General features: G+C 72.8%; 13 protein-coding genes. 2 read left to right on the forward strand and 11 right to left on the reverse strand.

Features of this window, described 5'->3' with window-relative positions; all coding sequences use genetic code 11:
* Nucleotides 1–129: 129 nt before the first annotated feature.
* The 11 genes from AB0A69_RS04660 to AB0A69_RS04710 all read right to left on the reverse strand — a co-directional run bounded on the left by AB0A69_RS04660 (nt 130) and on the right by AB0A69_RS04710 (nt 12105).
* Nucleotides 130–1230: a polyprenyl synthetase family protein gene (locus AB0A69_RS04660; RefSeq protein ID WP_361415330.1), complete on the reverse strand. Its 1101-nt coding sequence runs from the start codon at nt 1228–1230 to the stop codon at nt 130–132.
* Nucleotides 1227–2744, reverse strand: a complete 1518-nt coding sequence (gene hpnE, locus AB0A69_RS04665) for a hydroxysqualene dehydroxylase HpnE (protein ID WP_361415332.1) — start codon at nt 2742–2744, stop codon at nt 1227–1229. Before hpnE ends, AB0A69_RS04660 begins: the two co-directional genes overlap by 4 nt.
* A 22-nt stretch (nt 2745–2766) precedes the next feature.
* Nucleotides 2767–3705: a presqualene diphosphate synthase HpnD gene (hpnD, locus tag AB0A69_RS04670; RefSeq protein ID WP_361415334.1), complete on the reverse strand. Its 939-nt coding sequence runs from the start codon at nt 3703–3705 to the stop codon at nt 2767–2769.
* Nucleotides 3706–3713: 8 nt separating this feature from the next.
* Nucleotides 3714–4619, reverse strand: a complete 906-nt coding sequence (gene hpnC / locus AB0A69_RS04675; RefSeq protein ID WP_361415335.1) for a squalene synthase HpnC — start codon at nt 4617–4619, stop codon at nt 3714–3716.
* Nucleotides 4620–4936: 317 nt separating this feature from the next.
* Nucleotides 4937–5740: an ABC transporter ATP-binding protein gene (locus tag AB0A69_RS04680; RefSeq protein WP_361415337.1), complete on the reverse strand. Its 804-nt coding sequence runs from the start codon at nt 5738–5740 to the stop codon at nt 4937–4939.
* Entirely contained in the window at nt 5733–6671 is a 939-nt protein-coding gene (locus tag AB0A69_RS04685) for an ABC transporter permease (protein ID WP_361415339.1), read from the reverse strand. The genes AB0A69_RS04680 and AB0A69_RS04685 overlap by 8 nt, the downstream gene beginning before the upstream one ends.
* A gap of 96 nt (nt 6672–6767) precedes the next feature.
* A complete protein-coding gene (locus AB0A69_RS04690; protein ID WP_361416773.1) occupies nt 6768–7640 on the reverse strand; it encodes a glycosyltransferase in 873 nt (290 codons plus the stop codon).
* Between the two features lie 14 nt (nt 7641–7654).
* A complete protein-coding gene (locus tag AB0A69_RS04695) occupies nt 7655–8434 on the reverse strand; it encodes a CDP-alcohol phosphatidyltransferase family protein (protein ID WP_361415341.1) in 780 nt (259 codons plus the stop codon).
* Nucleotides 8412–9473, reverse strand: coding sequence for an iron-containing alcohol dehydrogenase family protein (locus AB0A69_RS04700; RefSeq protein ID WP_361415342.1), 1062 nt, complete (start codon nt 9471–9473; stop codon nt 8412–8414). The genes AB0A69_RS04695 and AB0A69_RS04700 overlap by 23 nt, the downstream gene beginning before the upstream one ends.
* Nucleotides 9461–10210, reverse strand: coding sequence for a phosphocholine cytidylyltransferase family protein (locus AB0A69_RS04705; RefSeq protein WP_361415344.1), 750 nt, complete (start codon nt 10208–10210; stop codon nt 9461–9463). The genes AB0A69_RS04700 and AB0A69_RS04705 overlap by 13 nt, the downstream gene beginning before the upstream one ends.
* The gene (locus tag AB0A69_RS04710; protein WP_361415346.1) at nt 10207–12105 is read right to left on the reverse strand and encodes a DUF5941 domain-containing protein; all 1899 of its coding nucleotides are present in this window, start codon (nt 12103–12105) and stop codon (nt 10207–10209) included. The genes AB0A69_RS04705 and AB0A69_RS04710 overlap by 4 nt, the downstream gene beginning before the upstream one ends.
* A 348-nt stretch (nt 12106–12453) precedes the next feature.
* Between AB0A69_RS04710 and galE the strand changes: the two genes are divergently transcribed.
* Together galE and AB0A69_RS04720 are read left to right on the forward strand one after the other, a co-directional pair.
* The gene (gene galE, locus AB0A69_RS04715) at nt 12454–13437 is read left to right on the forward strand and encodes a UDP-glucose 4-epimerase GalE (protein WP_361415348.1); all 984 of its coding nucleotides are present in this window, start codon (nt 12454–12456) and stop codon (nt 13435–13437) included.
* Nucleotides 13438–13598: 161 nt separating this feature from the next.
* Complete coding sequence (locus AB0A69_RS04720) at nt 13599–14540, forward strand: cation diffusion facilitator family transporter (RefSeq protein WP_361415349.1); 942 nt, start codon at nt 13599–13601, stop codon at nt 14538–14540.
* The last annotated feature ends 158 nt before the right edge of the window (nt 14541–14698 follow it).

Consider the following 14698-nt stretch of genomic DNA (forward strand, 5'->3'; position numbering starts at 1 on the left):
CTGCGGCTACGGGTGGGCCGTCGGCCGGTGCACGCGGGGGCACCGGCCGGCGACTAGCGATTCATATGGTGCGGATGGTGGTGGGGACGGGGGTGCGGACGGGGGTGGTGATGTCGGTCCCGATGGCGGTCATCGCTTTCGTACGACGACGAAGTCCGCGAGCGCGATGAGCTGGGCGCGGACCCGTTCCGGCATGTCGACGCGGTACAGGGCCTCGATGGCGACGGCGTGCTGGCGGCGGGCCTCCTCGGAGGTCCACTCGCGGCCGCCCGCCTCCTCGATGAGGGCCGCCCGCATGGCGAACTCCTCCTCGGAGAAGCTCTCGAGGTCGGTGCTCTTGGCGTCGGCCGTCAGCAGCTCGCCCAGCCGCTCGGAGGCCGGACCGCCCGCGGCGAGGGCGGCGACGACCGGCAGGGACTTCTTGCGCTGGCGCAGATCGCTCCAGGTCTGCTTCCCGGTGGCCTCCGGGTCGCCCCAGATGCCGAGCAGGTCGTCGATGGCCTGGAAGGCGAGGCCGAGGTGGTAGCCGTACGCCTCCAGCGTGTCGGCGGTGCGGTCGTCGGCGCCGCCGAGGACGGCCCCGATGGAGCAGGCGCAGGCGAGCAGGGCGCCGGTCTTGTTGCCCTCCATCTCCAGGCACTCCTCGACGGTGACCCGCTCGCGGTGCTCGTAGGAGATGTCCTGGGCCTGGCCGTCGATGAGCTTGCGGGTGGCGGTGGTCAGCCGCCGCGTGGCGCGGCCGGCCTCGACGGTGCCGAGCTCCAGCAGCAGCTCGTTGGCGAGGGCGAAGAGCGCGTCGCCGACGAGAATGGCCTGGGCGGGGCCGTGGACCTTCCACACGGTGTCGCGGTGGCGGCGCTGCTCGTCGCCGTCCATCAGGTCGTCGTGCAGGAGCGAGAAGTTGTGCACGAGCTCCACGGCGACGGCGCCGGGTACGCCGGTCTCCGGCTCCGCGCCGGCCGCCTCCGCGGACAGCAGGGCGAGCGCGGGGCGTACGGCCTTGCCGCTGTCGCCGTCGGCGGGCAGGCCGTCGGCGTCGATCCAGCCGAAGTGGTACGCGGCGACGGTGTCCATGGGCGGCGCGAGCCGCTTCACGGCCTCGCGCAGAACCGGGGTGGACATGGTCCGCCCGCGCTCCAGCAGGGCGGTGACGTCCACGGTGTCGACGGCCGGATTCACCGGGGGCACAGTCGGCACGGTCTCTCCTCTTGTTCCAGTACTCAGGCTCATGCCGCCTCCTCGAGCGGATGTACATGGGGGCGGCCGAGTGCCGAGAGGGCGGCGCCCGCGGCGCTGAGGCCGCTGCGTACCGCTCCCTCCATGGTGGCGGGCCAGCCGGTGGCGGTCCACGCGCCCGCCAGGTACAGGCCGGGTGCGCGGGTGTGGACGGTGGGGCGCAGCCGTCCGACGCCAGGCGTGGGGGCGAACGTCGCCGTCCGCTCCCGGGTGACGAAGAAGTCGCGCACCTTCGCGCCGCGCGCGGCCGGCAGCAGCCGTTCCAGCTCCGGCAGGTAGCGCTCGCGCAGGACGGCGACGGGCTCGTCGATCTCGTCGCCCGCGGCGGACTGGGACAGCGCCAGGTACTGGCCGTCGGTGTATCCGGAGGCGTCGGTGCGGTCGAAGACCCACTGGACCGGGGAGCCGAGCGCGGTGAAGAAGGGTTGGCGCAGCACCGTGCGGTCGTACAGGACGTGGACGTTCAGGATCGGCGCGGTGCCGATGTCGAGGAGGGCGCCGGGGTCGTCGAGCGCGCCGTGCGGGAGCAGGCCGTGGGCCTCGTACTGCGGTACGGCGAGGACGACGGCGTCCGCCTCCAGGGTCTCGCCGGGCAGCTGGACATGCCAGCGGCCGCCCGCGGCGCGGGAGACGGCGGTGGCCTTGGTCCGCAGCTCGGTGCGGACGCCGGCGGCGTCGAGGGCCTTGCGGGCGAGGGTGTCGTGCAGGTCGCCGAGCGGGACCCGGGCCCAGCCGATGTCGGCGGCGCCGGGGTCGGTCAGGAGGGCGGTCTTGAAGACCATCGCGGCCAGGCCCATGGACGAGTGCGGCGCGGTGGCGTTGAGGGTGGCGACGCCGATCAGGTCCCACAGGGCCTCGACGGCGCGGGGCGACTGGCCGTGGCGGGTGAGCCAGGTGGCGAAGTCGATGCCGTCGAGGGCCGGGTCGGCCGGGTCGAGCTTCTTCAGGGCGAGGGCGGCGCGCCCGACGCCCGCGCGCTCGGTGAGCGAGAGGTGCGGGTAGGTCGCCAGGCTCGCGGCGAGGTGGAGCGGTACGGGCAGGGCGGTGCGGCGCAGCCGGCCGAGGCGGGGTCCGCGCGGGTGGGCCACGTCGAGGACGGGCACGTCGAGCCGCGGCTGCAGCGGGGCGAGGTGGGCGCCGCCGACACGGTCGAGGAACCAGCGGTAGGCGGTGCAGCAGCGGAGGTAGACGTGCTGGCCGTTGTCGACGGTGAGGTCGCCGCGCTTGAAGGAGAAGGCGAGGCCGCCGAGGCGGGGCCGCCCTTCGAGGAGCGTGACGCGGGTGCCCGCCTCGGCGAGGCGCAGCGCGGCGGTGATCCCGGCGAGCCCGCCGCCGACGACCACGGCGTGCCGCTCCCGTGCCGGGTCGGCGCCGTCGGGCACGGCGCGCGGTGCCGACGGCCCGGCGGCCGTGGAGCGCCGGGGCGCCGGGGCGCCTTGCCTGCGCGTCTCGGGCGCCGCCGACGGATCGGCGGCGGCGTGGCGCGGTGCCGGTTCGTCGCCGCTCATGCGCCCTCCTCGGATGCGGTCATCAGGCGTGCCTCCGGACGGTCTGCCGGGAGATGGTCCGGGCGTCCAGGCCGGACAGGCCGCGTACGGCGACGTACGCCTTCTCCCGGCCGGGCAGGGAGACGCGGCCGCGCAGCACGGCGAGCGGGTCGCGCTCGATGCGGTCGAGGAGGCGCCGGTAGATGCCGGCCATCGCGGCGACGCAGGCCCCGCTGCGCCGGTCGAGCATGGGCAGCAGCCGGTAGCCCTCGGCGAACAGCGCGCGGGCGCGGCGGACCTCGTAGTGGACGAGCCCGGTGAAGTCGGCGCCGGGCCTCGGGGTGGCGGCGCGGAAGCCGTCCGTGCAGCCGAACCTGGCGAGGTCGTCGGCGGGGAGGTAGGTGCGGCCGTTGGCCGCGTCCTCGCGGACGTCCCGGAGGATGTTGGTCAGCTGGAGCGCGAGTCCGAGCGTGTCGGCGTACTCGGCGGCGCGTTCGGCGGAGCGGGCGCCTGGGGTGGTGCCGAAGATGGAGAGTGAGAGCCGCCCGACGGCACCCGCGACGCACCGGCAGTACACCTTGAGGCCGTCCCAGGTTTCGTACGTCTCACCGCGTACGTCCATCAGGACGCCGTCGATGAGCTCGTCGAGCGCGCCGAGGGGCAGCGGGAAGCGGCGCGCGGCGTCACTGAGGGCGACGGCGACCGGGTCGGTGTCGTCCTCGTCGACGGCGTCCTTGCGGATCCGGTCGAGCAGGCCGCGGGTGGCGTCGAGCCGGTCCTCCTTGGCGACCGGGTCGAGCCGGCCGTCGCCGATGTCGTCGACCCGCCGCGAGAACGCGTACAGCGCCGACATGGCCTGGCGCTTCTCGGTCGGCAGCAGGCGGATGCCGTACGCGAAGTTGCGGGCCTGCCGGCCGGTGACGGCCTCGCAGTAGCTGTACGCGGCCTGCACGGGCGCGGACATGGGCGTGTGTCCTTCCATGGTCCCGCTCACCCCTCTCTGCGCGCGCTTCGCAGGACGGCTCCCGTTCGGCACAGCAGTCGCGGCTTGGTGGCCCTGGGCGGCCCGGGCAGTACGTCGTGGCCGGCGGCCGCGATCGCGTCGAGCTGGGCGTGTCCGCCGCCGACGAAGCCGGCGAGCAGCAGGCGCAGCCTGCCGTGGACGCTGCCGACGAGGGGGGCGCCCTCGTCGAGGAGGCGGCGGGCGCGCTCCGCCTCGTAGGCGATGAGCGCGCGGACGGAGGCGCCGGCGGTGGGGCGGGCGAGGTCCTCCTCGGTGACGTGGAACCGCTTCATGTCCTCGGCGGGGAGGTAGATCCGGTCGCGGGCGAGGTCCTCTGCGACGTCCTGGAGGTGCTCGACGATCTGGAGCGCGGTGGAGACGGCGTCGGAGTGGCGGACGCGCTCGGGGGTGGTGGTGCCGGTGACGCCGAGGACGAGGCGGCCGACGGGGTTGGCGGAGAGCTCGCAGTACGCGACGAGGTCGTCGTACGTCTGGTAGCGGCGTACCAGCTGGTCCTGGCGGTTGGCCGCGATCAGGCCGAGGAACGGCTCGGGGGGCAGGGCGTGGCGCCGCACGGTGGGCTGGAGGGCGCGCAGCAGCGGGTGGGCGGGGACGGAGTCGAAGACGCGGTACAGGTCCGCCTCGAAGGCGTCGAGGAGGGCGAGCCGGTCCGTCTCGCCCTCGGCACCCAGGTGGCGGGCGTCGGCGCCGCCGGGGGCGAGGTCGCCGTCGCCGATGTCGTCGACGAGCCGGGCGTAGCCGTAGATCGCCATCAGGTCGTCCCGCCAGGCGGCGGGCAGGAAGAAGGGGGCCACGGGGAAGTTCTCGTGCGCGGCCTTGTCGAGTGTGGTGCGCGAGGAGGCGTCGGGGCGCACTTGCCGGGTGGCTGTCACCGCGGACTGCCCGGCACGGGGACGGCGGCACTCTCGCGGAGCTGGAGATCTTCCGTCAATGCCGTCACGTCTCCCGTTCTACACTGCCGACCCAAAACATCCCATTTCGGACACGCCGCCGGACCTCCGGAGTGGCGGGGCCCGGGCGGTATCGCCCCACTTGCCGTGAATCGGCACCGGCACAGCTTACGTTGTACAACGGCCGGGCCCCCGTCGGGGCGTTCCACACGGGGGAACACACGCACGAACGGCGCGGCGCGAGCCGCCCGCCGGAAGGGCCCCCGCCGGCTGCTGCGGCAGGGGCCCTTCCGGCGGGATCACGGCTTGCTCGTCTCCTTCTCGTACGCCTGGAGGACCTCTTCGGTCGGGCCGTCCATCAGGAGCTCGCCCTTCTCCAGCCACAGGACGCGGTCGCAGGTGTCCCTGATCGACTTGTTGCTGTGGCTGACGAGGAAGACGGTGCCGGCCTCCTTGCGCAGCTCGCGGATGCGCTGCTCGGAGCGGATCTGGAACTTCCGGTCACCGGTGGCCAGGGCCTCGTCGATCATCAGGACGTCGTGGTCCTTGGCCGCCGCGATGGCGAACCGGAGGCGGGCGCCCATGCCGGAGGAGTACGTCCGCATGGGGAGGGTGATGAAGTCACCCTTCTCGTTGATGCCCGAGAAATCCACGATGTCCTGGTAGCGCGAACGGATCTCCTCGGGCGACATGCCCATGGCCAGACCGCCGAGGATGACGTTGCGCTCGCCGGTCAGGTCGCCCATCAGCGCCGCGTTCACGCCGAGCAGCGAGGGCTGGCCGTCGGTGTAGACCTTGCCGCTCTCGCAGGGCAGCAGGCCGGCGATGGCCCGCAGCAGGGTGGACTTGCCGGAGCCGTTGGTGCCGATGAGGCCGATGGCCTCGCCCCGGTACGCCGTGAAGGAGACGCCGCGCACGGCGTGCACCTTGCGCACGCCGCGCGACTCGCCCTTGTCGCGCCGGATTATGCGGTTCAGCGCGGCGGTGGCGCTGCCCTTGCCCGACGTACCGCCGTTGACGCGGTACACGATGTGCACGTCGTCGGCGATGACCGTGGGGACGCGGGCACCGGCCGCGGCGGTCGCCTGGGTGTTGTCAGCCACGGCCGTACCGGTCCTCTGCCTTCCAGAAGTACACGAAGCCGCCGACGCCGACGAGGACCGCCCACAGCAGGGCCGCGAGCCAGACGTGCGCCGGGAGGTTCTCGGCGCCGTACCCGTCGATCAGCGCGAAGCGGATCAGGTCCATGTAGATCGCCGCCGGGTTGTACATCAGGACATTGGCGATCCACTCCGGCTTGTCCGCGAGCATCACCCGGATCGAGAACATCACGCCGGACGCGTACATCCACGTCCGCAGGATGAAGGGCATCAGCTGGGCGAGGTCCGGGGTCTTGCTGCCGAGACGGGCCAGGACCAGCGCGAGACCGGTGTTGAACACGAACTGCAGGGCCAGCGCGGGCAGGATCAGCAGCCAGCTCAGCGAGGGGTAGCTGCCCATCGCCGCCACGATGACGAACAACACGATCATCGAGTACAGCAGCTGCTGGAGCTGCTGCAGGGCGAACGAGATGGGCAGGGAGGCGCGGGGGAAGTGCAGCGCCCGCACCAGTCCCAGGTTGCCGGAGATCGCGCGTACGCCCGCGATCACGCAGCTCTGGGTGAAGGTGAAGACGAACACACCCGTCACCAGGAACGGGATGTACACCTCCTTCGACATGCCCTTCGCGGCGTTCAGGATCAGGCCGAAGATCAGGAAGTAGATCAGCGCGTTCAGCAGCGGCGTGACCACCTGCCACAGCTGCCCGAGCTTGGCCTGGCTGTACTGGGCCGTGAGCTTGGCGCGGGAGAAGGTCAGGATGAAGTGGCGCCGGCCCCACAGCTGCCGGACGTACTGGGGCAGGCTGGGCCGGGCACCGCTCACCGAGAGGCCGTACTTGGCGGCCAGTTCCGCCGGGGACAGACCGTCGTCCGGAGATGGCGGGGCGGAGGCCGCGGTCACGGCGATCGCTCCGTCATGGGTTGTCTCACTCACCAGTTGAAACTTTCGTGTTCAAGATGCGCGGCGGGGGTGGGCGCGGGGCGGCCGGCGGGCCGCCCGGTGCGCCCGGGGTTTGTCGGTACGAGCTTGTCAGATGACGGGGGGCCGGCCCAGTCTGGTCAGCCGCCATACCGTACGCCACTTCATCGGCCGCCGGGGTCCGCAGGGGCTGGTCCAGCCCTCCTTGAACCCGCCGAACCAGGCCTTCAGCGCCGGGACGGAGGGGCGCCGCGCCAGCGTGAGCAGCAGCCAGACGCCGAGGTAGAGCGGCACCAGGGGCGCGGGGAGGTTCCGGCGGGCCAGCCAGACCCGGTTGCGGGCGACCATCCGGTGGTAGACCGCGTGCCGGGAGGGCGCGGTCGCCGGGTGGAGCAGCACCATGTCCGAGCGGTAGTCGATCATCCAGCCGGCGTCGAGCGCCCGCCAGGCGAGGTCGGTCTCCTCGTGCGCGTAGAAGAACTCGCCCGGGAGCTGGCCCGCGTCGGCGAAGACCTTCGTGCGGACGGCGTTGGCGCCGCCGAGGAAGGTCGTCACCCGCGAGGAGCGCATCGGGTCGGAGGCGCGCAGCCGGGGGACGTGGCGGCGCTGGGTGACGCCGGTGTCCGGGTCGGCGATCCGGAAGCTGATGATGCCCAGCTTCGGGTCGGCGGCGAACGCCGCGCGCACCAGCTCGGCCGTGTCCGTGTTCGGCAGCAGGCCGTCGTCGTCGAGGAAGAGGAGGGCGTCGACGTCGGAGCCGTTCGGGCCGAAGGCCTCGATGCCGACGTTGCGGCCGCCGGGGATGCCCAGGTTCTCCGGGAGGTCGACGGTGCGTACGCCCTCGGGGACGCCGGTGACGGGGGCGCCGTTGCCGACGACGACGATGTCGACCGGGTCGCCGTCCTGCTTGCGGACGGAGTCGATCAGGGCGCGCAGGTCGTCGGGGCGGTTGCCCATGGTGATGATGACGGCGCCGAGCTTCATCGCGGTCACGGCGCTCACCTCAGCCTGCTGGAGGCGAGGACCGACACCAGGTGCAGCAGCGTCTGGAGCAGCGCGATGCCGGCCAGCACCGCGACGCCGAGGCGCGAGAAGAACAGGTCGCCGCGGACCTGGTCCACGACCGCCAGCACCAGGATGAGCAGGGACGCCTCGATGCCGAGGACCAGCCGGTGGAACTTGAGCGCGGCGGCGGCCCGGCGGGCGAGCGCCATGCCGGAGGAGCGCGGCTCGGCGGCCGCGTCCTTGACCGGCGGCAGGCCGCCCTGGTGGCGGGCGACGCCGACGAGGTCGGTCTCCGCCTTGATCAGGATCGCGCCGAGCGCCGCGAGGGTGCCGAGGAAGGCCCACAGCCAGTCGATCCGGCCGCCGCCCCACAGGTCGGCGGCGCGCAGGCCGAAGCCGACCAGGACCGCCGCGTCGCACAGGTAGGCGCCGACCCGGTCCAGGTACACGCCGGAGAGCGAGAACTGCTTCTTCCAGCGGGCGACCTCGCCGTCGACGCAGTCGAGCAGCAGGTAGAGCTGGACCGCGACCACACCGAGGACCGCGCCCCAGACGCCCGGCACCAGCAGCGCCGGGGCGGCCAGCACGCCGGCGAGGGTCATCACGTACGTGAGCTGGTTCGGCGTGACCCGGGTGGTGACCAGGAGCCGCGTGACGCGCAGCGAGATCTCGCGCATGTAGAGGCGGCCGCCCCAGTGCTCCCCGCTGCGCCGGTCCTTCACTCCCTCCGGGTGAACGACCGGGCGGAGTTCAGCTACGGATGGTCTTGGCATAGTCGGCGTACGCGTCCCTGATCTGGTCGGTGGACAGGTCGAGGTGCTCCAGGATGGTGAAGCGCCCGGGTCGGGTCTGCGGTGCGTACTCCACGGCCCGGACGAACTCGTCCGCGGAGAACCCGATCTCCTCGGGCAGCACCGGCAGGCCGTGCCCGCGCAGCACCTCGGCGAAGAGCCCTGACTCCTCGCGGGCGCCGCGCAGGTGCATCGCGAAGGCGGCGCCCAGCCCGACCTGCTCGCCGTGGAGCGCGGAGCGCCCGGGGTAGAGCAGGTCGAAGGCGTGGGAGATCTCGTGGCAGGCGCCCGACGAGGGGCGGGTGTCGCCACTGATCGACATGGCGATGCCGGACAGGACCAGCGCCTCGGCCAGCACGATGAGGAACTCGTCGTCGCCGACGCCGCCGGGGTGGCGCAGCACGGACTCGCCGGCCGTACGGGCCATGGCGGCGGCCAGGCCGTCGACCTGCTCGCCGGTGTGGCGGTGCGACAGCTCCCAGTCGGCGATCGCGGAGATGTTGGAGATCGCGTCGCCGATGCCGGAGCGGACGAACCGGGCCGGCGCCTCGCGGATCACGTCGAGGTCGATGACCATGGCGATCGGCGAGGGGACGCCGTAGGAGCCGCGGCCGTTGTCGTTGTCCAGGATCGAGACCGGCGAGCAGATGCCGTCGTGGGAGAGGTTCGTCGCGACGGCGACCATGGGCAGGCCGACCCGCGCCGCGGCGTACTTCGTCACGTCGATGATCTTGCCGCCGCCGACGCCGACGACGGCGTCGTACCGCTTGCCCTTGATCTCGTCGGCGAGACGGACGGCGGAGTCGATGGTGCCGTCGGCGACGTCGTACCAGTCGGCGTCCGGGAGGAGCGGCGCGAGCTTCTCGCGCAGCGCCTGCCCGGAGCCGTTGCTGATCGCCATGGCGAGCTTGCCGGAGGCGGAGATGCGCTGGTCGGCGAGGAGGCCGGCCAGGTCGTCCATCGCGCCCCGGTGGATGTCGACGACGAGCGGCGACGGGATGAGCCGGGTCAGTACAGGCACGCGATCTCACGGCCCTTCGCGAGGTCGTCGTGGTTGTCGATCTCGACCCACTTGACGTCGCCGATGGGTGCCACGTCGATCTGGAAGCCGCGGTGGACGAGCTCCTGGTAGCCGTCCTCGTAGTAGAGGTCGGGGTCGCGCTCGAAGGTGGCCTTCAGCGCGTCGGCGAGGTCGGCGGCGGCCTCGGGCTCGATGAGCGTGACGCCGATGTACTCGCCGGTGGCGGTGGCCGGGTCCATCAGCTTGGTGATCCGCTGGACGCCCTTGCCGTCGGCGGTGACGACCTTCATCTCCTCCTCGGCGAGGGTCTTCACCGTGTCGAGGGCGAGGATGATCCGCCGGCCGTCGCCGCGGGCGGCGAGGAGGGTCTCCTCGACGGAGACCGGGTGGACGGTGTCGCCGTTGGCGAGGATGACGCCCTGCTTCAGGACCTCACGGGCGCACCACAGGGAGTAGGCGTTGTTCCACTCCTCGGCCTTGTCGTTGTCGATGAGCGTGAGCTTCAGGCCGTACGTGGCCTCCAGCTCGGCCTTGCGCGCGTACACGGCCTCCTTGCGGTAGCCGACGACGATGGCGGCCTCGGTGAGGCCGACGGCGGCGAAGTTGGCGAGGGTCAGGTCGAGGACCGTCTTCTCGCCGGTTCCCGCCGGGTCCACGGGCACGAGGGCCTTCGGGAGCGTGTCGGTGTAGGGGCGCAGACGCCGTCCGGCACCGGCTGCCAGTACGAGGCCGATCATGCGGGTTCTCCTTCGTCGTGTACTGCGGGTGCTCCGGAGGACACCCAGAAGCGGATGGACTCCACGAGCACGACCAGCGCGACGGCCACCGCGAGGACGGTGAGCGCGAGGCTGAGGTGGTCGCCTGCCGTCAGGGTCGCGGCGAGGACCGCGACCACGAGCGTGCGGCCCTCGTGGCCGCCGATCGTCCGCACCAGCCACGCGGGCGGCGCGCCGGTGCCGCCGCGGATGCGGTAGACCGTGTCGTAGTGATGGTAGGCGACGGCCGCGACCAGGCCGAATGCCGCAGGCAGGGCTCCCGGGTCGTCGGAGCGGGCGGCGAGGACCAGGATCGTGACGTACTCGGCGGCCCGGAAGACGGGCGGGACGAGCCAGTCGAGGGCGCCCTTGAGGGGGCGGGCGACGGCCCCGCCCGCGAAAACGGCGTACACCACCGCGGCCAGGACCGTGAAGGGGCTGCCGAAGGGCTCCAGGCAGACGAACGCCAGCAGGAACACCGCGCCGACCACGCTGATCAGCGCGGGGGAACGGAGGATCGGGCGGACCTGCGGCCGACGGCCGGCCCGGGCGACCAGCTCGGCGATCGGGCCGGAGTCGGCGAGGTCCGCGAGCGCCCGGGCGGCGCGGTCGGTGCGGCGGGCCTTGCGGGTCACCGAGCGCAGGAGGCGGCCGGCGGTGGTGTAGCAGGCGGCGAAGGCGCAGCCGACGAGGAGGGCGTAGAAGACGATGCGCGGCGTGGCGACGGCCGTCAGGACGGCGATCATGGCCCATCGTTCACCGATGGGCAGGACTATCATCCGGCGCGCCCAGACCGTCCAGCCCTTCGCGTCGAGCTTGTCGGAGAGGGCGGCGGTGGGGCTGGTGTTGGCGGTGGCGTCGTGGTTCGCCTCGTTGAAGGAGAAGTCCACGACGTGGCGGCAGGTCTGCAGGACCATCGCGCCGAGGGCCAGGGCCCACACGTCGTCCCCGCCGCGGGCGGCGCCGAGGGCGAGGCCCGCGTAGTAGGCGTACTCCTTGGCGCGGTCGAAGGTCGCGTCGAGCCAGGCGCCCATCGTGGAGTACTGCAGCGAGTAGCGGGCGAGCTGCCCGTCGGTGCAGTCGAGCACGAAGGAGAAGAGGAGCAGCACGCCGGCCGCGACGTACCCGCCCCGGGTTCCGGTCGCCGCGCAGCCGGCCGCGATCAGCGCGGTGAGCAGCGAGGCGGTGGTGACCTGGTTGGGCGTGAGGCCCCGGCGGGCGCACCAGCGGGCGAGGTAGCGCGAGTACGGGCTGATGAAGAAGGTGGTGAAGAACCCGTCGCGGGCTTTCACGGCGGAGCGCAGTCGTACGGCTTCGTCGTCGACGGCCTCGACGGCGTCCCGCGTCTCCTTGCGGCGCTGCGGGTCGGCCGGTACGGCGGCGACGAGCGTGCCGAACTCGGGCCGGTGGACGGCGACGCCGTCGGCGCGGAGCGCCTCGGCGAGGCGGTCGGGAAGGGTGAGGACACCGCCGTGGGCGTCGCCGCCCTGGGGCCGCCCGGCGCCCGGGGCCTGGGCAGGGTCCGAGGCAGCCGAGTCGGCGGGGCCGGTCTGCGGCGCGGCGCCGGACGCGGCGCCTGCGGTGGCGGGGGCCGTGTCTGCGGCTGTGCCGGTGCCCTGCGCGGCAGGGCCGTCGGCCGAAGCGGGCACGGCGTCGGCGCCGGAGGCGCCGGGCGCCGGGGTGGCGCCGGCGCCCGCGGCGGCGGCCGCGGAGGCGCCCGCCTTCGCGGGGGCGCTCAGCGCCGTCAGGGCGCGGCTCAGGGCCGGGCGGGCCTCGGGCTGGGCCGTCAGGGCGCCGGGGGCCGTGGCCGCCGGGAAGCGGGGGTCCGTCAGGGTCAGGCGGAGGGCGTGGACGTGGCCCACGAAGCGGGGGTCCACGACCGCGACGCGCTCGGCGGCCGGGACGGCGGCGAGCAGTGCGGCGGTCTCACGCGGGTCCGTGGCGACGCGGACGTCGAAGCCCAGCGACCGCAGATCGCCCTCGAGCGGCGATCCGGGTACCGGAGGACCGGTGAGGATGGCGGTCGACAGACGAACTCACTCCTTGGAGCCGAACGGGGACGGGTGCGGCGCGGCGGCACGCCGGGTGAGGCTATCCGATGAACGGAAGAGGAAGTTCACCGAGGCGTGACGCGGGCTCGCGGCGGCGCGGGGGGCCGAGATCATCATGGTGGATCCGCGCCTCGGCCCACAAACCGCGGTCGGCCAGGGCATAGGCTGACCGTCATGACTTGGCTGATCACAGGCGGAGCGGGATACATCGGCGCCCACGTGGCGCACGCCATGGCGGACGCCGGTGAGCGCGTCGTCGTGCTCGACGAGCTGTCCTCCGGCGTGCCCGGGCGGCTACCCGCCGGGATCCCCCTCGTCCAGGGGGCGGTCGCGGACCGGGAGCTGCTGGACCGGACGCTCGCCGAGCACGCCGTCACGGGTGTGGTGCACCTGGCGGCGAAGAAGCAGGTCGGCGAGTCGGTCGAGCGGCCGCTCCACTACTACCGGGAGAACGTCCACGGGCTGACCGTGCTGCTGGAGGCCGTGGTGGCCGCCGGGGTGCGGCGCTTCCTCTTCTCCTCGTCCGCCGCGGTGTACGGCGTCCCGGACGTGGAGCTGATCGGCGAGGACGCGCCGACGGCGCCCATCAACCCGTACGGCGAGACGAAGCTCGCGGGCGAGTGGCTGGTCCGCGCGACGGGGCAGGCGCACGGCATGGCCACGGGCTGCCTGCGCTACTTCAACGTGGCCGGGGCCGCGCGCCCCGAGCTGGCGGACACCGGCGTGTTCAACATCATCCCGATGTTCTTCGACCGGATCACGCGCGGCGAGGCCCCGCGGATCTTCGGCGACGACTACCCGACGCCGGACGGCACCTGCATCCGTGACTACATTCACGTCGCGGACGTCGCCGACGCGCACCTCGCCGTCGCCCGCCGGCTGGCCGACCAGGACGGCCCCGGGGACCTGACCGTGAACATCGGCCGCGGCGAGGGCGTCTCCGTGCGGGAGCTGGCGCGGGTCGTCGCCGAGGTGACCGGGGACACCGCCGAGCCGGTGGTGGGCCCGCGCCGCCCGGGTGACGCGGCCAAGGCCGTGGCGTCGGTCGAGCGGATCACCAAGGAGCTCGGCTGGACGGCGTCGTACGGCGTGCGCGCGATGGTCGAGTCCGCGTGGGAGGGCTGGTGCCTGCGCCACCCGGAGGCGCGCGGCCACTGAGCCCGCCTGGCGGCCACTGATACGCCCACCGCTCTGACCTGCGGGCATCACTGCAGGTCAGAGCATATGACAACGGTGTTCAGTCCCGGCTTGCACATACCCCCCACCCGTAGTTCACTGGCCGCTCGAACGAGGTTTCGCGAGCGGCTGGAGGCATGGGCATGGGGGCTGGGCACGACCACGGGCACACGCACGCGGGCCCGCCGCCGACGGGCACGGCGGCCGCCGCCTACAAGGGGCGGCTGCGGATCGCGCTGGCGATCACGCTCTCGGTCATGGTGGCGGAGGTCATCGGCGGTGTGCTGGCCGACTCCCTCGCGCTGATCGCCGACGCCACCCACATGGCGACGGACGCGGTGGGCCTGGCGATGGCCCTGATGGCGATCCACTTCGCCGGCCGCCCGGCCACCGAGAAGCGCACCTTCGGATACGCCCGGGCCGAGATCCTCGCCGCGCTCGCGAACTGCCTGCTGCTGCTCGGCGCCGGCGGCTACCTGCTCATCGAGGCGGTGCAGCGGTTCATCACGCCGGCCGAGACCAAGGGCGGGCTGGCGATCGCGTTCGCGCTCTTCGGTCTGGTCGCCAACATGATCTCGCTCTCCCTGCTGGTACGGGGCCAGAAGGAGAGCATCAACGTGCGCGGCGCCTATCTGGAGGTGCTGGCCGACGCGCTGGGCTCCGTCACCGTCCTGGTCTCGGCGGGCATCATCCTGACCACCGGCTGGCAGGCCGCCGACCCGATCGCGTCCCTGGTGATCGGCCTGATGATCGTGCCACGCACGGTGAAGCTGCTGCGCGAGACGCTCGACGTGCTGCTGGAGGCGGCACCCAAGGGCGTGGACATGGCGCAGGTGCGCGCCCACATGCTGGCGCTGCCGAATGTGGAGGACGTCCATGATCTGCACGCCTGGACGATCACCTCGGGGATGCCCGTGCTGTCGGCGCATGTGGTGGTGACCCAGAGCGCGCTGGATTCGGTGGGGCACGAGAAGCTGCTGCACGAGCTCCAGGAGTGCCTGGAAGGCCACTTCGACGTCGAGCACTGCACCTTCCAGCTGGAGCCGAGCGGCCATGCGGCCCATGAGGCGCGGCTCTGCCACTGATAAGGTGCGGCCGTCCGTGCCTGTGAGAGGAGCTGAGGTTGATGACCGTCGCGGTGGCGTCCCGCCTGACCTCACACCTCAGCTTCCGGGTTCTCGGCTGACCTGATCGTCTTCTTCGATCCGATCTGATCTGATCCGACTCGATCAGATCCGTACGT

The organism is Streptomyces sp. NPDC045431 (assembly GCF_040646655.1).
In the GTDB taxonomy this organism is placed as follows: domain Bacteria; phylum Actinomycetota; class Actinomycetes; order Streptomycetales; family Streptomycetaceae; genus Streptomyces.